The 19,862-nt window shown below is 72.7% G+C and carries 20 protein-coding genes and 1 pseudogene; 12 read left to right on the forward strand and 9 right to left on the reverse strand.

Annotated elements, in window-relative coordinates; genetic code table 11:
- The first annotated feature begins 12 nt into the window (after nucleotides 1-12).
- The gene (locus ACIBBD_RS22440) at nucleotides 13-567 is read left to right on the forward strand and encodes a methylated-DNA--[protein]-cysteine S-methyltransferase (RefSeq protein WP_399421246.1); all 555 of its coding nucleotides are present in this window, start codon (nucleotides 13-15) and stop codon (nucleotides 565-567) included.
- Between the two features lie 205 nt (nucleotides 568-772).
- Here ACIBBD_RS22440 and ACIBBD_RS22445 read toward each other — a convergent pair whose 3' ends face one another.
- Nucleotides 773-1,201, reverse strand: coding sequence for a VOC family protein (locus ACIBBD_RS22445; RefSeq protein WP_399421247.1), 429 nt, complete (start codon nucleotides 1,199-1,201; stop codon nucleotides 773-775).
- 99 nt (nucleotides 1,202-1,300) lie between these two features.
- Here ACIBBD_RS22445 and ACIBBD_RS22450 point away from each other — a divergent pair, with 99 nt between their 5' ends.
- From ACIBBD_RS22450 to ACIBBD_RS22460, 3 genes are all read left to right on the forward strand, one after another.
- Nucleotides 1,301-2,209, forward strand: a complete 909-nt coding sequence (locus ACIBBD_RS22450; RefSeq protein ID WP_399421248.1) for a pseudouridine-5'-phosphate glycosidase — start codon at nucleotides 1,301-1,303, stop codon at nucleotides 2,207-2,209.
- Nucleotides 2,210-2,226: 17 nt separating this feature from the next.
- The gene (locus ACIBBD_RS22455) at nucleotides 2,227-3,252 is read left to right on the forward strand and encodes a carbohydrate kinase family protein (protein WP_399421249.1); all 1,026 of its coding nucleotides are present in this window, start codon (nucleotides 2,227-2,229) and stop codon (nucleotides 3,250-3,252) included.
- 181 nt (nucleotides 3,253-3,433) lie between these two features.
- Complete coding sequence (locus tag ACIBBD_RS22460; RefSeq protein ID WP_399421251.1) at nucleotides 3,434-3,658, forward strand: hypothetical protein; 225 nt, start codon at nucleotides 3,434-3,436, stop codon at nucleotides 3,656-3,658.
- Nucleotides 3,659-3,743: 85 nt separating this feature from the next.
- Here ACIBBD_RS22460 and ACIBBD_RS22465 read toward each other — a convergent pair whose 3' ends face one another.
- On the reverse strand, nucleotides 3,744-4,538 hold the full coding sequence (locus ACIBBD_RS22465; RefSeq protein ID WP_399421252.1) for a methyltransferase domain-containing protein: 795 nt from the start codon (nucleotides 4,536-4,538) through the stop codon (nucleotides 3,744-3,746).
- Between the two features lie 314 nt (nucleotides 4,539-4,852).
- Here ACIBBD_RS22465 and ACIBBD_RS22470 point away from each other — a divergent pair, with 314 nt between their 5' ends.
- Entirely contained in the window at nucleotides 4,853-5,980 is a 1,128-nt protein-coding gene (locus ACIBBD_RS22470; protein ID WP_399421253.1) for a magnesium and cobalt transport protein CorA, read from the forward strand.
- A 10-nt stretch (nucleotides 5,981-5,990) separates the two neighbouring features.
- Here the strand turns inward: ACIBBD_RS22470 and ACIBBD_RS22475 are convergent, their stop codons facing one another.
- The 3 genes from ACIBBD_RS22475 to ACIBBD_RS22485 all read right to left on the reverse strand — a co-directional run bounded on the left by ACIBBD_RS22475 (nucleotide 5,991) and on the right by ACIBBD_RS22485 (nucleotide 7,671).
- The gene (locus tag ACIBBD_RS22475; RefSeq protein WP_399421254.1) at nucleotides 5,991-6,425 is read right to left on the reverse strand and encodes a CBS domain-containing protein; all 435 of its coding nucleotides are present in this window, start codon (nucleotides 6,423-6,425) and stop codon (nucleotides 5,991-5,993) included.
- A 125-nt stretch (nucleotides 6,426-6,550) separates the two neighbouring features.
- Nucleotides 6,551-6,964 carry a PPOX class F420-dependent oxidoreductase gene (locus ACIBBD_RS22480; protein WP_399421255.1) on the reverse strand — a complete coding sequence of 138 codons (414 nt, stop codon included), beginning with the start codon at nucleotides 6,962-6,964 and terminating at the stop codon, nucleotides 6,551-6,553.
- A gap of 65 nt (nucleotides 6,965-7,029) precedes the next feature.
- The gene (locus tag ACIBBD_RS22485) at nucleotides 7,030-7,671 is read right to left on the reverse strand and encodes a uridine kinase (RefSeq protein WP_399421256.1); all 642 of its coding nucleotides are present in this window, start codon (nucleotides 7,669-7,671) and stop codon (nucleotides 7,030-7,032) included.
- 435 nt (nucleotides 7,672-8,106) lie between these two features.
- Here ACIBBD_RS22485 and ACIBBD_RS22490 point away from each other — a divergent pair, with 435 nt between their 5' ends.
- The 3 genes from ACIBBD_RS22490 (at nucleotide 8,107) to ACIBBD_RS22500 (ending at nucleotide 11,124) form a co-directional block, all read left to right on the forward strand.
- Nucleotides 8,107-8,811: a DUF2293 domain-containing protein gene (locus ACIBBD_RS22490; protein ID WP_399421257.1), complete on the forward strand. Its 705-nt coding sequence runs from the start codon at nucleotides 8,107-8,109 to the stop codon at nucleotides 8,809-8,811.
- 190 nt (nucleotides 8,812-9,001) lie between these two features.
- Nucleotides 9,002-9,484, forward strand: a complete 483-nt coding sequence (locus ACIBBD_RS22495) for a DUF1772 domain-containing protein (RefSeq protein WP_399421258.1) — start codon at nucleotides 9,002-9,004, stop codon at nucleotides 9,482-9,484.
- Between the two features lie 152 nt (nucleotides 9,485-9,636).
- The gene (locus tag ACIBBD_RS22500; RefSeq protein WP_399421259.1) at nucleotides 9,637-11,124 is read left to right on the forward strand and encodes a glutamate synthase subunit beta; all 1,488 of its coding nucleotides are present in this window, start codon (nucleotides 9,637-9,639) and stop codon (nucleotides 11,122-11,124) included.
- A gap of 284 nt (nucleotides 11,125-11,408) precedes the next feature.
- On the opposite strand, the gene ACIBBD_RS22505 is transcribed toward ACIBBD_RS22500, so the two are convergent.
- Nucleotides 11,409-12,020, reverse strand: a complete 612-nt coding sequence (locus ACIBBD_RS22505) for a carboxymuconolactone decarboxylase family protein (protein ID WP_399421260.1) — start codon at nucleotides 12,018-12,020, stop codon at nucleotides 11,409-11,411.
- 47 nt (nucleotides 12,021-12,067) lie between these two features.
- Here ACIBBD_RS22505 and ACIBBD_RS22510 point away from each other — a divergent pair, with 47 nt between their 5' ends.
- Nucleotides 12,068-13,519 (forward strand): PLP-dependent aminotransferase family protein, encoded by a 1,452-nt coding sequence (locus ACIBBD_RS22510; RefSeq protein WP_399421261.1) that lies wholly within the window; start codon nucleotides 12,068-12,070, stop codon nucleotides 13,517-13,519.
- Nucleotides 13,520-13,607: 88 nt separating this feature from the next.
- Here the strand turns inward: ACIBBD_RS22510 and ACIBBD_RS22515 are convergent, their stop codons facing one another.
- The 3 genes from ACIBBD_RS22515 to ACIBBD_RS22525 form a co-directional block, all read right to left on the reverse strand.
- Nucleotides 13,608-14,420, reverse strand: a complete 813-nt coding sequence (locus ACIBBD_RS22515; protein ID WP_399421262.1) for an SAM-dependent methyltransferase — start codon at nucleotides 14,418-14,420, stop codon at nucleotides 13,608-13,610.
- 105 nt (nucleotides 14,421-14,525) lie between these two features.
- Nucleotides 14,526-14,780: a DUF397 domain-containing protein gene (locus tag ACIBBD_RS22520; protein ID WP_057580268.1), complete on the reverse strand. Its 255-nt coding sequence runs from the start codon at nucleotides 14,778-14,780 to the stop codon at nucleotides 14,526-14,528.
- Nucleotides 14,781-15,641 (reverse strand): helix-turn-helix transcriptional regulator, encoded by an 861-nt coding sequence (locus ACIBBD_RS22525; RefSeq protein ID WP_399421263.1) that lies wholly within the window; start codon nucleotides 15,639-15,641, stop codon nucleotides 14,781-14,783.
- 230 nt (nucleotides 15,642-15,871) lie between these two features.
- Here ACIBBD_RS22525 and ACIBBD_RS22530 point away from each other — a divergent pair.
- The 3 genes and pseudogenes from ACIBBD_RS22530 to ACIBBD_RS22540 all read left to right on the forward strand — a co-directional run.
- Nucleotides 15,872-16,678 (forward strand): annotated as a pseudogene (locus tag ACIBBD_RS22530) (ATP-binding protein); the annotation flags it as partial.
- A gap of 434 nt (nucleotides 16,679-17,112) precedes the next feature.
- Nucleotides 17,113-17,550 carry a hypothetical protein gene (locus ACIBBD_RS22535; RefSeq protein WP_399421264.1) on the forward strand — a complete coding sequence of 146 codons (438 nt, stop codon included), beginning with the start codon at nucleotides 17,113-17,115 and terminating at the stop codon, nucleotides 17,548-17,550.
- A 304-nt stretch (nucleotides 17,551-17,854) separates the two neighbouring features.
- Nucleotides 17,855-19,777: an ABC transporter ATP-binding protein gene (locus tag ACIBBD_RS22540; RefSeq protein ID WP_399421311.1), complete on the forward strand. Its 1,923-nt coding sequence runs from the start codon at nucleotides 17,855-17,857 to the stop codon at nucleotides 19,775-19,777.
- Nucleotides 19,778-19,862 lie beyond the last annotated feature (85 nt).

The raw sequence follows: 19,862 nt of genomic DNA on the forward strand, positions 1-19,862 counted from the left end.
TACGGTGGGCGCATGGACAGCCATGGGCAGAACGAGCAGCAGGTCGTGTGGACCGTCGTCGGCACCGACATTGGTCCGCTGCTGCTGGCCGCGACCCGCGAGGGTCTGGTCAACGTCGTGTTCCACGCCACCGCCGAGGTGCGCGACAAGGCACTCGGCCGCCTCGCGGACCGGCTGGGCGCGGTGCCGGTGGAGGCGCCCGGCTCCCCCTTGCTGGCCGAGGCGATACGTCAGGTCGAGGCCTACTTCTCGGGGACGCGGCGCGACTTCGAACTGCCCCTGGACTGGTCGCTGATCTCCGGCTTCAACCGGCAGGTCCTGCGCGAGCTCGCCTCCGGTGTCCCGTTCGGGGCGGTCGTCGGTTACGGCGATCTCGCGAAGCGGGTGGGGCAGCCGGGGGCCGCGCAGGCCGTGGGGATGGCGATGGGCGCCAATCCCCTGCCGGTGGTCGTGCCCTGCCATCGGGTCGTGGAGAGCGACGGCGGGATCGGCGGCTTCGGCGGCGGTCTGGAGGCCAAGCGGAAGCTGCTCGCCCTGGAAGGCGTCCTGCCCGAGCCGCTGTTCTGAACCGCTGCCCCGGGCCGCGGGTCCGCGGTCCGGGGCGGCGGCGCACCGGACCGCGGCCGCGGGGGACGGTTGGAGACGCCGAGCAGCAGCGCCCGGGCCCAGGTGCCGCTGGCGGGCTGCTCGAAGAGGTCCGGCCCCGGCATGAGCGGCAGCGTGGCCGGCCTGCTCACCTCGGACGAGCGGGCCGGGGCGCCGGTCCGGTGCGTCAGTCGTAGTGCCGTGCCTCGATGACATTGCCGTCGGGGTCGCGGAAGTAGAAGCTGCGGGTGGCCTTGCCACGGGCGCCGAAGGAGCCGTGCGAGACGTCCGAGACGGGGACGGAGCGGTCGCCCAGGCGAGCGATGAGCGCGTCGAAGGCCGTCTGGGGCAGGGCAAGACAGATGTGGTTCACGGGGTGTCCCGCGCTGTCCGCGGCGCCGGGGAGCACGGTCATGTGTTCCGCCGTGCTCAGCGGCATGAGGTCGAGAAGTGCCTCGTCGTTGACGCGTACGGAGGGGAACGGCACCTCGCCCGCCGCGAACTCGGCGACCCGTACGGCTTCCAGGCCGACCGTGTTCTCGTAGAAGTGGGCGGCGGCGAGCGGGTCGCGCACCCACAGGACGACGTGGTCGAGGCGTGTCGTGTTGTCCGTCATGCGTTCAAGGCTCGTGTCCTCCCCCACAGGCCGCAAGGGTTTGACCGGGTGCGCGGCCCGCCAGAGATGAGGGAGGACCGACGGACAGGAGGCGGGCACGTGGTGCTGGTGGTGTCGGAAGAGGTGCGGGAGGCGGTCGACGCGCGTCGCCCCGTGGTGGCCCTGGAGTCCACGATCATCGCCCATGGGTTGCCGCGCCCGCGCAACCTGCAGGTGGCGCTGGAGCTGGAGGCGGTCGTACGCGCGGAGGGCGCCGTACCGGCGACGATCGCCGTGCTGGACGGGCGGCCCCACGTCGGCCTGGACAAGGAGCAACTGGAGCGGATCGCCAACGAGGACGGGATCCGCAAGCTGGGCCACCGCGACCTGCCGCTCGCGGTCGCCGCGGGGGCGAGCGGGGCGACCACGGTCTCCGCGACCGCGCTGCTGGCGGCGTCGGCGGGGGTACGGGTGTTCGCGACGGGCGGGCTCGGCGGGGTGCACCGGGAGTGGACGGTGACCCAGGACGAGTCGGCCGACCTGGGTCTGCTGGCGCGCACCCGGATCACCGTGGTGTGCGCCGGGGTGAAGTCGATCCTGGACGTGCCGGCCACCCTGCAGCGGCTGGAGACACTGGGCGTCGCCGTGGCCGGGTACGGCACGGACCGCTTCCCCGGCTTCTACCTGTCAGACTCCGGGCATCCGGTGGACTGGACGCTCGACAGCCCGCAGCAGGTGGCGGACGTGATGCGCGCGCAGGACGCGCTGGGGGCGCCGGAGTCGGCACTGATCGTCGCCCATCCGGTCGCGGAGACGGAGCAGCTGGATCCGGAGCTGCACGCGCGCGTGCTCGCCGAAGCGCTGCACGCGTGCGAGGCGGAGGGGGTGACCGGTCAGGCCGTGACGCCGTTCCTGCTCGACTACCTGGTGCGGCACACCGACGGCGCGTCCCTGAGCGCCAATCTCGCGGCGGTGCGCGGCAACGTGCGGCTGGCGGGGCGGATCGCCGCGGCCTGGGCCGGGGCGTGACCGGGAGGCCGGGCGGGGTGGGTCGGCGTCGCGGCCCGGCGGCCGGTGGGTCCGGGGACGAGCGTCCAGGTGGTGGGGCGTTGCTGGTCGTCGGGGACGTCGTGACGGACGTCGTCGCGCGGCATCGAGGACCACTGGCTCCGGGGACGGACACGGCTGCCGTGATCCGCACCGTGCCGGGCGGGGCCGGCGCCAACGTGGCGTGCTGGGCGGCACGTTGGGGGTGTGCGGACGTGCGGCTGCTGGGCCGGGTGGGCGCGGACGCGGTGGCCTGGCACGAACGGGAGCTGATCGACTGCGGGGTGCGGCCCCGGCTCGTCGTCGATCCCGAGGCGACGACCGCGACGGTGATCTGCCTGGTCGACACGGCGGCGGCGGCCGAGCGGACGTTCCTCACCGACAGCGGCGCCTCCCTGAGGCTCGATCCCGGCGACTGGTCGGACACCCTGCTCAACGGGGTGGACCGGCTGCACCTGTCGGGGTACCTGCTGTTCTCCGCGTCCGGACGCGCGCTGGTGCGGACGGCGTTGACGTCGGCACGCGCGCGTGGGGTGCCGGTGAGCCTTGACCCGGCGTCGGCGGGGTTCCTGGCCGAGCTGGGGGCGGACCGCTTCCTGGCGCTCGTTCAGGGAGTGGACGTCCTGCTGCCCAGCCGTGACGAGGCCTGTCTGCTGACCGGGCTGGCCGACGGGGCGGACGCGGCGGTCGAACTGAGCCGTCACGTCCCGCTGGTGGTGGCCAAGCAGGGGGCGGACGGCGCGCTGGTGGCCCGGAACGGTGCCGTGACCGCCCGCGTCCCCGCCGTCCCCGCGACGCCCCGGGACACCACGGGTGCGGGCGACGCCTTCACGGGCGCTTTCCTCGCCGCCCTGCTGGCGGGTGCCGCGCCCGGCGACGCGGCGGCCGAGGGATGCAGAGCGGGCGCGCGTGCGGTGGAACGCGTGGGCGGCAGGCCTCCCTCACCCGGAGACGAATCGGCGGCGGACCCGTCCGCGCCGACCGGGATGACGGCGACCCGTCCGGCGACGTCCGGCGGCAGATGACGGTCCGCCACCGACGGTGAGCGGTGGCCGGACCGGATACGGATGCGGATGAACCGACGGTGAGCACCGGCCGGAACGGACCCGGATCAGGCGTGCCCCTGCCGGCACCGGCCAGGGTGGAAGAGCGGGCCACCGGCGGCCCGCCCACGCGGTCACCGAACAGCGCGGCGTCGGCCGCACGATGGACACCGGGTACGAGCCGACCGCACCACGGACACCGGGTATCGATGCCGCCGCACCACGGACACCGGACATCGACGCCGACCGCACCATGAGCGCCGGGTTCGGGCCGGCCGCGTGCCAGGCACCTGGTATCGACACCGACCGCACCACAAACACCGCGTTCGAGTCGGCCGCGTGCCAGGCACCTGGTATCGACACCGACCGCACCAAGGCCACCAGGTGACGGTGGCGGCCGCACGACGGACATCGGGCGTAGCGCGCCGCCCGGCAAGGGAAAGGCCCCAGCGCATGCTCCTGAGGCGGCCGGCCTATCCCTTCCGCCCCCACGCCGAGATCATCGGCGCCGTCGCCAGGTCCATGGCCCCGGAGGCGACGTTGGCCAAGTGCCGGTCGATGTCGTCGTCGGTGGCGAGGCCGGCGGTGACGAGGTCGTCGCGGATCTGACGGACCGTCGCGGACTCCAGGGCGGCGCAGGCGGCTGAGGTGAGCGGGAAGTAGGCGTCGGCCTCGACGCGGCGCAGCCCTGCCTCGCGGAACAGGCGCGGGAGTGTGCGGCCGTAGGAGAGGTCGGCGCCCCGGTCGGCGAGGAGCTTGCGGAAGCCGTGCCGGATCCGGTTCGCCAGTTGCTGTTCGGGGCCGTGTTCGTCGGGACAGACCAGGGGTTGCAGGGCGGGATCCGCGTCCTCGACCAGCAGCCGCCCGCCGGGGCGCAGGGCCCTGACCATCGACTGCAACGCCCGCTCCCTCTGCGGCACATGAACCAGGACCAGCCGGGCGTGCACCAGGTCGAAGCCCTCCGCCGGCGGCTGCTCGGCGCCTACGTCGTGGACACGTACCTCGACCGGCGGGCGGGCGGCCGGGGTCAGCCGCGAGGTGTCGATGTCGGTCGCGACCACCTTGCCGGTCGGCCCGACCTTCTTCGCCAGCCAGGAGACCACGGAAGTGCCGCCCGCCCCGACCTCCCAGCAGCGCCAGCCGGGTCCGACGCCCAGGTCCTCGAGGTGCCGGAACGTCGTGGGATCGAAGAGGGTGGCGAAGGCGTCGAAGCGTTCTCCCGCCTCGGTCCGCTGGTTGTCGAGGAGGTACCGGTCGGTTGGCGTCATGCGACGATCATCCCAGTTGTCCCGGTCGCCCGAGGGGGTCGACGCGGCCGGTATGCCCTGGCCGGCGGTGGCCGACAGTGGGCTTGAACGGGATGGGGAGGGCATACGGAGGGGGGCGGGGCAGGGGTGGGACATCCTGCCGCGGGCAGACCCTCAAGGGGCCGTCCACAGGATCCTCAAGGGGCCGTCCACAGGCGGGAACAAAGCGGAACCTCCCCTGTCCACAGGCTTACCCACGGCCCGCGCGGGCCTGGCAAACTGGCGCGCCAGGGCGCAGGAACGCGCCACGGGGAGATCCATGCGAGGAGATCCAGATGACCATGGCAGGGAATCTGCGGAAGGTCACCGGCCTGGGCACGGTCGGCGGCCTGCGGAAGATGGCACGGCTGGCCCGGCGGCGTACGCGGGTCGACCTGAGCCACCCCGCCCGGTCCCCGCTGGGCTCCTCGGTGGTGAACTGCGTGTCGTACCAGGACGGCGCTCGGGCGCCGGTCGCGGGCGACCTCGTCGACACCGTGGAGCGGGTGCGCAAGAGCGGCCACGGCTTCGTCTGGCTCGGCCTCCACGAGCCGACGAACGACGAGTTCGCGGGCATCGCCGAGCTGTTCGACCTGCATCCGCTGGCGGTCGAGGACGCGGTCGAGGCCCACCAGCGCCCGAAGGTGGAGCGGTACGACGAGACCCTGTTCGCGGTGTTCAAGACGGTCTGCTACGTGGAGCACGAGCAGCTCACGGCCACCAGTGAGGTGGTCGACACCGGCGAGATCATGGTGTTCGTCGGCCGTGACTTCGTCATCACCGTGCGGCACGGGCGGCACGGCTCGCTCGGTCCGCTGCGTGAGGAGCTGGAGTCCGACCCCGTCCAGCTCGCGAAGGGACCGTCGGCTGTCCTGCACGCGGTCGCGGACCATGTCGTCGACGAATATCTCAACGTCATCGACGCCGTGCAGGCGGACATCGACCATGTCGAGATGGACGTGTTCGCGGAGAACGGCGCGCGGGCCGACCCGGGGCGCATCTACCAGCTCAAGCGCGAACTCCTGGAGCTGAAGCGGGCGGTGGTGCCCCTCGGCCGGCCCCTGATGGACCTCTCGGACCGGCCGGTGCGGGTGGTGGACCCGGAGATACAGGCCTACTTCCGGGACGTCTCCGACCATCTCATGCGGGCCACGGAACAGATCGCCGCCTTCGACGAACTGCTCAACTCGATCCTCCAGGCGCACCTCGCGCAGGTCACGGTCGCGCAGAACGAGGACATGCGGAAGATCACCGCCTGGGCCGCGATCGTCGCCGTGCCGACGATGGTCTGCGGGATGTACGGCATGAACTTCGACCACATGCCGGAGCTGCACTGGAGGTACGGCTACGGCATGGTCATCGGGGTGATATCCCTCGCCTGTCTGGTGTTGTACCGCGGCTTCCGGCGCAACGGCTGGCTGTGAACGGCCGGCGTCAGTGCCGGGCGGGGCCGGTCCGGGCGTAGACGCTCTCGGCCCACGCGGCCATCTGATCCTCGGTCAGGTGCTCGGCGAGGTCGGCCTCGCTGATCATGCCCACCAGGCGCTTGTTCTCGATCACCGGCAGGCGGCGGATCTGGTGCTCCCGCATCTCCTGGAGCACCTCGCCGACGTCGGCTCCGGCGTCGATCCAGCGCGGGGTGCCCTGGGCCATCTGGCCGGCGGTGACCTTGGCGGGGTCGTGCCCCATGGCCACACAGCCCACGACGATGTCGCGGTCGGTGAGGATGCCGCAGAGCCGCTCGTTCTCGTCGCTGATGGGCAGCGCTCCGACGTTGAGCTCGCGCATCAGCTGGGCGGCGCGGTCGAGGGTCTCGTGGGCGGGGATCCACTGCGCTCCCCGGTGCATGATCTCTCCGGCGGTGGTCATGAGGTACCTCCCGGTGCCGGACGGCCGGCGCGACGCGGAACCGCGCCACTGTCCGGCGGTCTGCGATCTCGTATCCCGGCGCCCTCAATTTTCGCCGGGACGGAGGGTGGGCGCACCTTCGGCCCTCAGACCGAGAACCCCACGACCTTCCGCGGTACGACACGGACGATCACGCGCACCTCGTCGTCCCGCTCCGCCGGCGGATCGATGCCGAGGTACTTGTGGGAGAGCTCGTGCGGGAGCCGCTTGTCCACGTCCGGGAGGATCTCGGCGGTGCCGCGGATCTCGGCCGAGGTGTAGGGGTCGGCGAGGTCGAAGACCGTCAGGCTGATACGGGGGTCACGGCGGAGGTTGCGTACCTTCTGACGGCCGTCGGTGGAGGAGAAGAGGACGGTGTCGCCCTCCCGTTTGATCCAGACCACCGAGTTCTGCGGGGAGCCGTCGGGGCCGAGGGTGGCGACGGAGGCGAAGTTCCTGCCGTCGAGGAGGGCACGGACGGGGGCGTCGAAGGAGACGGGGGTCTGCGAGGAGATCGTCATGATGGCAGCCTAGTTACATGCACGTGCATTGAAAAGGGATTGGCCCGATCATCCTTGCGCGCGGCTCACCCGTTCCACGCCGGATGCCGGGGGTCGTCGGCCCGGACGAGGACGTCGGCCGTGGCCGCCGGGTCGGTCTCCTGGGCGTAACGCTCGAAGGCGGGCAGCGTCCAGTGGTCGCCCTCGGGGGTGCGACGGCGCAGGGCGGCCGGGGAGAGGAGGACGTGGACGGTCAGGTCGAAGGGGAACCAGTGACGCAGCAGGAGGGGGCCGTGGAGCAAGAGGACACCACCGGGCGGGAGTTGGACGTAGGGGCTGCGGGTTGCGCGGTCGGTGACGGGGTCGCGGAGGTCGGGGAGGATCCGGCCGTCGCCTCCGGGTTCGAGGGGGCCGAAGACCTCGCGCCACAGGGCGCCGGTGTCGAACCAGCCGTTGTAGTAGGCCTCGACGTCGTGGTGGCCGTACTCCAGGCGGAGCGAGGCGGGACGCAGGAAGCCGTGGGTGTCGACGACCCGGGAAGGGCGGCCACGTATGCGCAGGGCATCGGCGACGCGTTGGGCGAGGTCACCGGGGCGGGCCGCCGGAGCGCCGTCGAGGGCGACGCGCGGCCAGGGACTGCCGTCGTCGGGCGTCAGGTCGCGCAGCCGGTCGGCGAGGAGGTCGCCGAGCCGTTCCCAGGTGATCGCTTCGAGTCGCACACGGCCCATGATGCGCCAGACACCGATCCGGACGCGTCGCGCTCCCGGACAGGGCGGGCGGCGGACGGCCAGACGCCAGACGACGGACCGACGACCCCAGACCGACGACCGGACCGACAACCGCAGACCGCAGACCGCAGACCGCAGACCGACACCCGGGGCGTTCTCGGTTCGGCAGGCAGTGCGGCGAGGAGATACGGGGGCGAATCCCACCCCGGGCACGCGCGGCGACGAGCACATTCAGGAGGCGGACTTCACCCCGGGCACGCGCGTCGGCGCGGTCGGCGGGGAAGGACGGGTGGACAGAGAAGGGCAGGTAGGCAGAGACGAGCAGGTGGGCAGGGTGCGGAGGGGGAGACGTGGCGGGACGCGCGGTTCGGACAGTTCGTCGGCGGACGGGAAGGAGTACGTGGTGCCGGGCTCACCAGGGGGAATGAAGCCACTATGCCGGGCCTCGCAACTCCCCCGCCCCGTACCGGGCTTCTCGTCGTCCAGCCGCTGCGGCGCAGGCACTGTGCCGGGTGCCGCCGCGGGCCGCTGCCGATGCTCGTCCTGGAGGACGGCGCACCGCGCTGCCTCGACTGTGCCGACCTGGATCACCTGGTGTTCCTGCCGCGCGGCGACACGGCACTGACGCGCAGGTCACGGGAGGAGAGCACGCTGTCCGTGGTCGTCGTCCGGTTCAACCGGCGCAAGGGGCGTTACGAGCGGCAGGGCGTCCTCGTCGAGGAGGCGGGGCTGGCCCGCGCCGAGGCGCGGTGCCTGGTGGACGCCGAGGCGAGACGGCGGCGCCGGGCGCGGGACGCGCGGCGGCGGGCGACTCAGGACGCGCGGTTCACGGAAGCCTTCGCGGCGGAGATCCTCCGGCTGTTCCCCGGCTGCCCCGCGGAACGGGCCCGCGTGATCGCCGCGCACGCGTCGGAGCGGGGCAGCGGGCGGGTGGGGCGCAGCGCGGCCGGCCGGGCGTTGTCCGAGGGGGCCGTCGTCTCCGCGGTCGTGGCGTCCGTACGGCATAGGGACACGCCGTACGACCGGTTGCTGATGAGCGGGGTGCCGCGGCGTGAGGCACGTCTGCGGATCATGGCGGGGGTGGAGACGGTGCTGCGGGAGTGGGGGTGGGGGGCGCGGATCGGTTCCGTCGCGTCGTGAGGTGCCGAGCCTCCGGCGGAGTCGCCGTCTGGACGCTCGCGTATGTTTCCGAGGCTTGTGGCGATGGCCTCCGTCCGCGCCCGGGAATTCACTGGTGATGTCGTCCGGTGCCGGGCGGTCCCCTTGATCGACGCGGGACTCGGCAGGGGACGCGTAGGACTCGGCGCAGAACTCGACGTGGGAGTTGACCTTGACGATCGATGGACCGTACTTCGCGCTGACGGTGCTTGGGGTGCTCGGGACCGGGCTGGTCGCGGGTACCTTCTGCGGGTTCTCGACCTTCGTGATGAGGGGGCTGGCCTCGCTGCCGCCCGCCCAGGGTGTGGCGGCGATGAACGCGATCAATGTGAGCGCGGTGACTCCGGCGTTCATGATCGTGTTCCTCGGCTCGGCGGTGGTGTGCGCGGTGATCGCTGTGGTGACGTTCGTGCTGTGGCCGGACGAGGGAACGGTGGAACTGCTGCTGGGCAGCGCGCTGTATCTGTTCGGGTCGTTCGGGGTGACGGCGATCGCGAACGTGCCGCGCAACAACGCCCTGCTCAAGCTGGCCCCGGGCACCGCGGAGGCGGCTTCGTACTGGCCGACGTACGTGCGCGGATGGACGGCGTGGAACCACGTCCGCACGGTCGCGTCGGCCGCCGCCGCCGTCCTGTACGTACTGGCTCTCACCTGACGCCCCCGTCCCACCCAGGTCCCACCCAGGTCCCACCCAGCGAGAATGCGCTGCCCGAGCTCTGCGCAAGTGACCGGCCGGACGTATCGTGGCCGAAAGAGTGCCGCCCGATGACGCACGGCCCGCCGCCCGCGTACGCAAGGAACACGGCCATGGCCGATCCCAAGGGATTCATGACCACCCCCCGCCAGGACTGGCCCCGCCGGCCGGTCGAGGAACGGGTTCGGGACTGGGACGAGGTGTACGTCCCCGGAGCACTGCTGCCGATCATCAGCAAGCAGGCGGACCGCTGTATGGACTGCGGCATCCCCTTCTGTCACGACGCCTGCCCGCTCGGCAACCTGATTCCCGAATGGAACGACCTCGTGTCGCGGGAGGACTGGCGGACGGCGAGCGACCGGCTGCACGCGACCAACAACTTCCCCGAGTTCACCGGCCGGTTGTGTCCGGCGCCCTGTGAGGCCGGGTGCGTGCTCGCCATCAACCAGCCCGCCGTCACCATCAAGAACGTGGAGGCCGCCATCGCCGACCGGGCCTGGGAGGAGGGGTTCACACCGCCGCGGCCGCCGGAGCGGCTGTCCGGGCGGACGGTCGCGGTGATCGGCTCCGGGCCCACCGGCCTGGCCGCGGCGCAGCAGCTCACCCGGGCCGGACACACGGTCGCCGTCTACGAGAAGGACGACCGGATCGGCGGCCTGATGCGGTACGGCATTCCCGAGTTCAAGATGGAGAAGCGCCACCTGGAACGGCGGATCGAGCAGATGCGGGCCGAGGGGACCAAGTTCCGTGCGTCGACGCAGGTCGGGCGGGACGTCATGGCGGCCGATCTGCGGGCACGCTACGACGCCGTGGTGATCGCCACCGGGGCGACGGCGTGGCGTGAACTGCACGTGCCCGGACGGGAGCTGACCGGGATCCATCAGGCGATGGAGTACCTGCCACTGGCCAACCGGGTGTGCGAGGGGGATCTGGAGGCCTCGCCGATGTCCGCCGCCGGCAAGCACGTGGTGATCGTGGGCGGCGGCGACACCGGGGCGGACTGTCTGGGGACGGCCGTACGGGAGGGTGCCGCGTCCGTGACCCAGCTGGACATCTACGCCCAGCCGGGCGCGGAGCGCGACGAGGACACGGATCCCTGGCCGACGTACCCGAAGATCTACCGGCTGTCGGCCGCGCACGAAGAGGCGCGCGATCTTCGGACGGCGCCGGCGGCGGACGCCGACGCGCGGCTCTTCGCGGCGTCCACGCTCCGCTTCACCGGCGACGAGAGCGGCCACGTCCGCGCCCTGCACCTCGTCGAGGTGGACGCGCAGCGGCGGCCGGTCGCGGACACCGGGCGGGCGCTCCCCGCCGACCTCGTCCTGCTCGCCCTCGGCTTCTCCGGACCCGACCGGGAGGACGGGCTCGTCGAGCAGCTGGAGCTGGCGCTGGAGCCGCGCGGCACGATCGCGCGGGACGCGGACTTCGCGACGAACGTGCCGGGCGTGTTCGTCGCGGGGGACGCGGCGCGCGGGCAGTCGCTGATCGTGTGGGCGATCGCGGAGGGACGAGCGGTGGCGGCGGCCGTCGACCGCCATCTGACGGGCAGTTCCCGGCTGCCGGCACCTGTCGGGCCGAACGACCGGCCCATGAGCGCGTAGGGCCGGCTTGCCGCGGGGACTGGGGGTATGGGCAGGCCTCGTGGCAGCCGGTGCGGCAGCCACGGGGCCTGTCACGGTCTCGCGGCCTCAGCGGCGAGTCAACCGGGCAGCCCGGGAACCGAGGAACCCCCGAGACCGCAGGGATCCTAGCGACCGCTGGGACCGCTGAAACCGCAGGGACCGCAGGGGATCGCAGGGGATCACAGGGACCCCAGTGACCAGACCGCAGGGATCGCAGCGACCGCAGAGGCCCCAGAGATCGCAGGGAGGGCAGAGACCGCAGGTCAGCGGCGCACGTCCGTCCCCGCGACCTTGGCCGTCGCGAGGGCCACGCGGTTCCACGTGTTGATCGTGCAGATCAGAGCCAGGACCTGGGCGAGTTCCGCGTCGTCGAAGTGGGCCGCGGCCTCGGCGTAGACCTGGTCCGGGACGCCTCCGTCGGCCACCAGCGTGACCGCCTCCGTCAGGGCCAGGGCGGCCTGCTCCTTCTCGGTGAAGAAGTGCCGGGCCTCGCGCCAGACGGCGACCATGTGCAGGCGGTCCTCGCTCTCGCCGGCCTTGCGGGCGTCGTTGGTGTGCATGTGGAGGCAGTACGCGCAGTGGTTGAGGTGGGAGGCGCGGATCTGGATCAGTTCGACGAGGGCGGGGTCGAGGCCCTCGCGGGCGGCGGCGTCGAAGCCGACGAGGGCGCGGAAGGCCTTGCGGGCGGACCGGGCGAAGTCGAGGCGGGTGCGGGCGGCCCCGGCGGCGGCGATCGCGGCGGAGGAGGCGACGGGGACCGCAGAGGCGCCGGTGGCGTCGCCCGCGCCACCGGCGCCGATGGCCGTCGAGTCGCCGGCCGTCGCGCCGGTGGCCGTAGTGCCGATGGTCGTCGTGTCGATCGTGTGCGTCGTCATGTCACTCAACCTACGGGCCGGAAAGACCCCCGGTAGGGTGCATTTCCATGGGGGAATCGTGGGTCAATTCCGCGGAGCGGATCGGCGCCGACCTGCACCTGGAGCTGTCCGGGCCGGGCGGGCGGCGGGCCGCGCTGATCCGGGCGCTGCGGGAGGCCGTGCGCAGCGGGCGGCTCGCGCCGGGGACCCGGCTGCCGCCGTACCGTTCGCTCGCCGCCGACCTCGGGGTCGCGCGCAACACGGTGGCCGACGCGTACGCGGAGCTGGTGGCGGAGGGCTGGCTGACCGCGCGTCAAGGTTCCGGTACGCGGGTCGCCGAGCGGGCGGAACCGCTGCGACACGCCGTACGCCTCCCCAGAAAGGCACCTCCACGCGCGCGTGGCCCGCTGCACGACCTCAGGCAGGGCACTCCGGACGCGTCGGCGTTCCCGCGCACGGCCTGGCTGGCCTCCTATCGGCGGGCCCTGCAGCAGGCGCCCAACGAGGTGTTCGGGCCCGGTGACCCGGCCGGCCGCCGTGAACTGCGCGAGGCGCTCACCGAGTACCTGGCACGCGCGCGTGGGGTGCGTACCGAGCCCGAACGCATCGTGATCTGCTCGGGTTTCGCGCACGCGGTGCGCCTGCTGTTCGGGCAGGGCGGGGGCGGGGTGCTGCGCGGTCCGCTGGCCGTGGAGGCGTACGGGCTCGGCTTCCACCGCGACCTGCTGGCGGCGGCGGGCGTGCGGACGGTTCCGCTCCCCCTCGACGAGGCCGGCGCGCGGGTCGGCCTGCTGGAGCGGGAGCGGGGCGTACTGCTCACGCCGGCGCACCAGTTCCCGACCGGCGGTCCGCTGCACGCGTCACGCCGGACGGCCGTGATCGACTGGGCACGCGCGCGTGGCGCGGTGGTGCTGGAGGACGACTACGACGGCGAGTTCCGCTACGACCGCAAGCCCGTCGGCGCCCTCCAGGGCCTCGACCCCGAGCGGGTGATCCACATCGGTTCGGTCAGCAAAAGCCTGTCACCGGCCCTGCGGCTGGGCTGGATGGTGCTGCCGGAGCGGTACGTCGACGACGTCCTCGCGGCCAAGGGCGAGCGGGAGGCCTGGGCGAGCGTCCTCGACCAGCTGGGCCTCGCCGACTTCATCGTCAGCGGGGCGTACGACCGTCATGTGCGGCGCATGCGGCAGCGGTACCGCCGGCGCCGGGACCGGCTGGTCGAGGCGCTCGCCGAGCACGCGCCGCACGTCGAGGTCACCGGCGTCGCGGCCGGCCTGCACGCGGTGCTGCGGCTGCCGCCGGGCACCGAGCGCTCCACGCTCAAGGCGGCCGCCTGGCAGGGCATCGCCCTGGACGGCCTGGCCGCCTTCCGCCACCCGGAGACCGCCATGGAGGCGGGGGACGGACTCGTGGTCGGCCAGGCGACCCCGTCGGAGCACGCGTACGGCGCGGCGCTGGAGGCGTTGTGCGGGGTGCTGACACCCCCGCCGGACACCCGGCGCGGCCCGACCGCCGAGTGAGGCACCACGCCGACGGCCGAGGCCGCCGAGTGAGGCACCACGCCGACGGCCGAGGCCGCTGCTTAGATCCCGAGCGCCTGCCGAGGCGTCAGGGCTTCCGTCCCACCGCCCCGTAGCCCGGGATCACGCCGTCGTCCTGGCCCGGGACCGGGTCGCCCAGTTCAGGATGCCAGTCGGGGACGACGGCGACGCCGGGGTCGACCAGGTCCAGGCCGTCGAAGAAGCGCGTGACCTCCTCGCGGGAGCGCAGCGCCAGGGTGACGCCGGCGGCCTTCAGTTTCGCCGTGGCCGCCGCGGACTCCTCCGGGGTGAAGTCGGCGGTGGCGTGAGTCATGACCAGGTAGCTGCCGTACGGGAGTTCGGCGAGCAGCCGGTCCACCAGTTCGTGCGCGCCGTCCTCGTCGGAGATGAAGTGCAGCAGCGCGACCAGTGACAGGGCGACCGGCCGGTCGAAGTCCAGGATCTTCCTGGCCCCTTCGAGGATGGTGGCCGGGTCGCGGACGTCCGCCTGCAGGTACTCCGTGACGCCCTCGGGCGTGCTGCGCAGCAGGGCGGCCGCGTGGGCCAGCACGATCGGGTCGTTGTCGCAGTAGACCACGCGCGCGTCGGGCGCGATCTGCTGGGCGACCTGGTGGAGGTTGGGTTCGGTCGGGATGCCCGTGCCGACGTCGAGGAACTGCCGTACACCGTTGTTGGCGAGCCAGCGGGTGGCCCGGTGCATGAAGGCGCGGTTGACCCTGGCCATCACCGGGACGCGCGGGTCGAGGGCCAGCATCTGCCGGCCCATCTCCTCGTCGACGGGGTAGTTGTCCTTGCCGCCCAGATACCAGTCGTACATCCGCGCGGGATGGGGCTTGCTGGTGTCGATCCCGACGGCGGGAATCGGGTCCTGCCCGGTCATGAGGCACTCCGTAAGACGCAATGGATAGTCAATTCAGCACCAGTAGAAAGAAACGACACAAAGGGGTCGAGCTCAGAGAAGGGCAAGCAGGTCACGACCGTCACGTCATGACAGCAGGAAGTCCGCCTCACCCGCCTTCGCGCCCTCGATGAAGGCCGTCATCTCGTCGGTGGTGTAGATCAGCGCCGGACCGTCCGGGTCGGTCGACTGACGGACGGCGATCCGCCCGTCGGCCAGTTTCATCGCCTCCAGGCAGTTCCCGCCGTTGCCGCCGCTCCACGGCTTGTGCCAGCCTTCGCTGCCCAAGTCCCGCGCGGGCATGCCGTTGTAAACCCGTTTGCGCGGCTTGATGCGATCCATTCACAGCTCCTTGCGGAGATCCCGGAGGATCTCCTTCGTGCGATGTGCCGTAGCGGCCTGCGCCGCCATGCGGTCCATGACCTCGAGGTGGGTCGCCACCTCGGTACGCGCGTCGAGGTAGACGGCGCCGGTCAGGTACTCGCTGTAGACCATGTCCGGAAGCTCCGGCATGGCGAATCGGAACAGCACGAAGGGCCCGTACGTGCCGGGGTGCGGCCCCGAGGAGAACGGGGCGACCTGCAGCGTCACATGGGGCAGCTTCGTGGCTTCGAGCAGTTTGTCGATCTGCGCGCGCATCACCTCCGGGCCGCCGACCGGGCGGCGCAGCACCGTCTCGTCCATCACGACCCACAGGCGGGGCGCGTCCCGCCGGGTGAGCAGTTCCTGACGTCGCATGCGCAGGTCGACGAGGCTCTCGATGTCCTCCGGCCGGGTCTGGCCGATGGCGCCGGACCTCAGGACGCCGCGCGCGTAGTCCTCGGTCTGGAGCAGGCCGGGGACGAAGTGGGGTTCGTACTGGCGGATCAGGGTGGCCGCGCCCTCGAGGCTGACGTGCATCGAGAACCAGCCGGGGAGGACGTCGTGGAAACGCTGCCACCAGCCGGGCTTGTTCGCCTCCTCGGCCAACCGGACGAACCCTTCGGCCTCCTCGTCGCTCACCCCGTACGCCTTCAGCAGCAGCTGGAGGTACGGGATTTTGAGAGAGACCTCGGCCATCTCCATGCGACGGACGGTGGCGGGCGCGACGCGCAGGATGCGGGCGGCCTCCTCGCGCTTGAGCCCGGCGCGTTCCCGCAGGTCCAGCAGGCGCCGACCGAGGACGACCTGGCCGACCGTCGGCGCGGACCGCGGTTCGCTCACGCTCCACCTCCACGAAGAGCCCTGCCGGGCGGGCCTGATGGGCCCGGCCGGCCGGTCACGAAAAGAACCTGACAGCCCTGCGGCGCCATTCGAAGACCGATTCGAAGATCTGTACGACTGGGTACGGATCTTCGGTGATCCCAACTGGCGCCGCTCGACGTGCTGTTGCGAGCAGTGTGCCACGGCGTCCCACCGCGTCACACAGCACTCTGCATTTTTCAGAGTGACACTTGCCAAGTGTTCACGGCGGGGCGATAGTGGCAAGCGTGATTCCGTCCGCGCCCTTAGGAACAGACGCCGCCGCAGGCCTCCCCCAGGGTCTCGGCGCCGATGGCCTCCCCCAAGGTCTCGGTGCCGATGGGGGTTTCCCCGCTCGAGCGCAGTCGAGAGTGGGGGAGGGAGCAGGCCCCGACCAGGCCGCTGCCGAGCGCCGGTTCCGATTCGAACTGGCCGCCCATCCGGGCTCTCCCGCGCAGGCAAGACGCCTGGCACGGGCCCGGCTGACCGGCTGGTCGGTGTGCGAGGACACCTGCGACACAGCTGCCCTGGTCATATCCGAGCTGGTCACCAACGCCATCGTGCACACGGCGAGCGGCACCGTCGTGTGCGAGCTGCACGACCGGGGCGACCTCGTGCGCATAGCCGTGCGTGACGAGGGCTGCGCACCGGGTGAGCCGCACCCGTCCCCGCAGCGCCCCGACGAGGAGCACGGCAGGGGACTGTTCCTCGTCGACGCGCTCTGTCACGCCTGGGGGGCCCACGAGCAGGGTTCCGGCCTGCTCGTCTGGGCCGACCTGGCCCGCGGGGGCGACTTGCGGGATCACGGCGAGGGGTGGGACGGCCTGGCCGTACCCCACGGCGACGCCACCTCCCCCGGCGACGCCCTCTGCCCCTCCGACGCCGGCTCCCTGGAGGATGCCGGATCGCACGGCGACCCGTCCGGGACCTACGGCGGCCTCGCCGCCCCCCGTAACGACCTCGGCTGGGGCTCCCGGCCCAAGCGGGGACCGGCCGACGGTTCGGGTGACGAGGACGACCCCGGCACCCCGGCCGCCCCCGGCACCCCGGCCGACCCCGGCCAATCCGTCGACCCCGCCCACGCCCCTGGCGTCTCCACCCCCGCCGGCCACGGCGAGCAGGGGCGCCGGGGCGTCGAGCCCCGGGGTCGGCTGTACGGCCCGGCACCGCGAGCGCACCGCGCCGCCCCCGCGACCGACGCTCCGCTGCCGCGCGTGGCCCCGCAGCGGCAGCACCGCCCGGAGACCGGCGGCCACCCGGCCGCGCTCACGCCCGGACCCGGGATCAGTGCCGCGACCGGCTCCGGGATCAGTCCGTCCGGGATCAGTCCCGTGTGGTCGGCCGGACCGGCCTTCGGCCCCGACGGCGAGACACCTTCCTGGCGTCCGCACCGCCCGCTCCATCCGCTCCACCCGCGCTCGGGGACCGGACGGGACCTGGACCGGGACACCACGTGAGTGCTGTGCCCGGTCGGGCGTCGGTGCTCAGCCTCGACACGCTCGTACGCCTCGGGCGTGGCCGCGGCCGGGCCACGGCACCCCGCCGGCTCACCGTGCCGCAGGACATGACGGCCCCGCTGGGCTGCGACGCCGTCGCCGTCCCGGCCCGCTTCGGCCCCCTGCTCATGCCCCGCCTGCCCCGCGTGGGCTGCGTCTACGCCGACGACACGCACTGGTGGTGGCTCGTCCCGTCCGACTCGGACTACGCCCTGGAGTGGCCCGCCCCGGCGCACTACGCCACGGGCGCGATCATCCCGGACACCCCGCACGGCCCGGACCTCGTCCACCGACCGGACGGCACGCTTCCGTACACCCCGCCGATCCCCCTCTACCTGGCCGTGTGCCGCCTCACGGGCACGGCACCGACCTGGTCACGCCAGGTCAGCGCGTAAGCCACCCCAGGCACTGGTCACTGACCGCCCCCACCGCACGCGCCGTCCTCGCACCACCGCACACGCCGTCCTCGCACCACCGCAGCACATGAGCCCTGCGATCGTGCTCTCTGGTCGCGCCCAGTGATCGCTCCCCGTGCGAGCGCACCACGGCGTCATCCCGGCGCGCGCCCGCGCGCATCCGCTTCCCCGTCCTGCGCCCTGCCTTCTCGCGGCGCCTGCCGCGATAGTGGCCACTTGTCCACTTTCGGGGAGGTCGCCGGTGCGGAAGGTGCCGAAGCAGCAGGGTCCTGACGGGCGTGAGGTGTCCGAGTCGGAGCGGCTGCTGTTCGGGGGCCCGCTCCGCTACGACACGGGCTGGAACCAGCACCGGGACGCCTTCCTGGAGCTGAACTTCCGCGCCATGCTGATCCGGCTGCCCTCCCTCCTCGCCGTCAGCCTGCGGTTGGCCCGGCAGGCCGACCCGCGGGCCGCCCGGACCGTGATGGCGGCCGAGGTCGGCCGGGGCATGGCCCAGGCGGTGAGCCTGCTCGCGGTGAACAGCGTGCTGGGCCGGCTGATCGGCGGCGGTCCGATCGAGGACGGGCTGCGCGACGCCGCCCCCGCGCTGGCCGCCATGGCCGTGGCACTGTTCGTCGGGGCGGTGCTGCGGGCCGCGTCGACGTATGCCACGGGGCGTCTGGAGCCCAAGGTGGAGCGGGTGGCGACCGAGCTGTACCTGGAGCGGGCGGCCGCCGTGGAACTGGCCGCGATCGAGGACCACGCCTTCCACAAGCTGCTGGACACCGCGCAGTACGGCGCCCAGTCGGCCCGCCGGATGATCATGTACGGCACGCGGGTGGTGAACGCGGTGATCTCGCTGGCCGCGGCGGCCGGTGTGCTGACCGTCCTGCACCCCCTCCTGTTGCCGCTGCTGGTGACGATGACGCTGCCCAGCGCCTGGAGCGCCCTGACGAACGCGCGGCGCCGCTACGAGTCGTTCCACACGTGGGTACAGCACGCGCGCGCGGGTCACCTCATCGCCGGTCTCCTCACCGAGCCGGCGGCGGCGCCGGAGATCCGGGTGCACGGGGTCGGCCCGTTCCTGCTGCGCCACTTCCGCTCGATGTCGGAGACCGCGGAGGCGGAGCAGGCCCGGCTGGCCCGGCTCGCCGCCCGCACCGGTCTGTTCGCGGCGGCCTGGACGGGTCTGGCGACGGTGGCGACGTACGCCACGCTCGGCGGGCTGCTGATCACCGGGACGATGGCGCTGGCGGTGGCGGGCACGGCCGTGATCGCGATCCGCAGCGGCTCGACGAGCCTGAACACGCTGGTCCTGGAGGTCAACCAGCTCCACGAGGAGGCCCTGTTCGTGGGCGACCTGCAACGCCTGTACGTCGAGGCGGCCGAACGGGCGATCCCGGAGGGCGGCACCGTCCTGCCCGAGGACCCCCGGGAGGTCCGCTTCGAGAACGTCACCTTCGGCTATCCGGGGGACTCGGCCCGGCCCGCCCTCGACGACGTCACCCTCACCCTCCCCCTCGGCCGGATCGTCGCGCTGGTCGGCGAGAACGGCTCCGGCAAGACGACCCTGGTGAAGCTGCTGGCGGGGCTCTACACGCCGGAGCGGGGGCGGATCCTGTGGGACGACGTCGACGCGGCGGAGGCCGACCGGCGCCAACTGGCCGAGCGCATCGCGATGGTCGCGCAGGACTTCAAGCGGTGGCCGTTCACGGCCCGGGTCAACGTCGCCGTCGGCCGCTCGTCCGCGCCGCTGACGGAGGAACGGCTGGCGGACGCGATCGGTGAGGCGGGCGCCGAGGAGGTGGTGGCGGATCTGCCGCGCGGCCTGGACACCCTGCTGGCCCGGCACTTCAGCGGCGGACACGAGCTGTCGGGCGGGCAGTGGCAGCGGCTGGGCATCGCGCGGGCGGCGTACCGGCGGGGTCGCATCCTGATCGTGGACGAGCCGACGGCGGCCCTGGACGCCCGGGCCGAGCTGGAGGTCTTCGAGAAGATCCGCGCGCTGGCCGACGGCGGCCAGACGGTCGTACTGATCACGCACCGGCTGGCGTCGGTCCGGCACGCGGACCTGGTGCACGTCCTGGACCAGGGCCGGCTGGTGGAGTCCGGCACCCCGGACGAACTGCTGGCGGGTGGCGGTGTCTACGCGGAGCTGTACGCGCTGCAGGCGGAGCAGTTCACGAGCCCGCCGTCGGCCCAGGTGCCCGCGTCAAAGGCGGGCTGACCCGCGGCCACCCCGGTCCGCGGCGTCGGCACGAACGTCGTCCGCGGCGTCGGCGCGACGTCAGTCAGTCTTGGCGTCGGCACAA

The organism is Streptomyces sp. NPDC051315, from assembly GCF_044455165.1.
Lineage (GTDB): Bacteria > Actinomycetota > Actinomycetes > Streptomycetales > Streptomycetaceae > Streptomyces.

Excerpts from the sequence above, each read along its gene's own strand:
- ACIBBD_RS22520 (WP_057580268.1), bottom strand. The coding sequence starts at position 14,780 with ATGGATCGCATCAAGCCGCGCAAACGGGTTTACAACGGCATGCCCGCG.
- ACIBBD_RS22510 (WP_399421261.1), top strand. The coding sequence starts at position 12,068 with ATGGGGGAATCGTGGGTCAATTCCGCGGAGCGGATCGGCGCCGACCTG.
- ACIBBD_RS22440 (WP_399421246.1), top strand. The coding sequence starts at position 13 with ATGGACAGCCATGGGCAGAACGAGCAGCAGGTCGTGTGGACCGTCGTC.
- ACIBBD_RS22490 (WP_399421257.1), top strand. The coding sequence starts at position 8,107 with ATGCCGGGCCTCGCAACTCCCCCGCCCCGTACCGGGCTTCTCGTCGTC.
- ACIBBD_RS22465 (WP_399421252.1), bottom strand. The coding sequence starts at position 4,538 with ATGACGCCAACCGACCGGTACCTCCTCGACAACCAGCGGACCGAGGCG.
- ACIBBD_RS22485 (WP_399421256.1), bottom strand. The coding sequence starts at position 7,671 with ATGGGCCGTGTGCGACTCGAAGCGATCACCTGGGAACGGCTCGGCGAC.
- ACIBBD_RS22505 (WP_399421260.1), bottom strand. The coding sequence starts at position 12,020 with ATGACGACGCACACGATCGACACGACGACCATCGGCACTACGGCCACC.
- ACIBBD_RS22500 (WP_399421259.1), top strand. The coding sequence starts at position 9,637 with ATGGCCGATCCCAAGGGATTCATGACCACCCCCCGCCAGGACTGGCCC.
- ACIBBD_RS22460 (WP_399421251.1), top strand. The coding sequence starts at position 3,434 with ATGGACACCGGGTACGAGCCGACCGCACCACGGACACCGGGTATCGAT.
- ACIBBD_RS22445 (WP_399421247.1), bottom strand. The coding sequence starts at position 1,201 with ATGACGGACAACACGACACGCCTCGACCACGTCGTCCTGTGGGTGCGC.
- ACIBBD_RS22470 (WP_399421253.1), top strand. The coding sequence starts at position 4,853 with ATGACCATGGCAGGGAATCTGCGGAAGGTCACCGGCCTGGGCACGGTC.
- ACIBBD_RS22515 (WP_399421262.1), bottom strand. The coding sequence starts at position 14,420 with ATGACCGGGCAGGACCCGATTCCCGCCGTCGGGATCGACACCAGCAAG.
- ACIBBD_RS22475 (WP_399421254.1), bottom strand. The coding sequence starts at position 6,425 with ATGACCACCGCCGGAGAGATCATGCACCGGGGAGCGCAGTGGATCCCC.
- ACIBBD_RS22480 (WP_399421255.1), bottom strand. The coding sequence starts at position 6,964 with ATGACGATCTCCTCGCAGACCCCCGTCTCCTTCGACGCCCCCGTCCGT.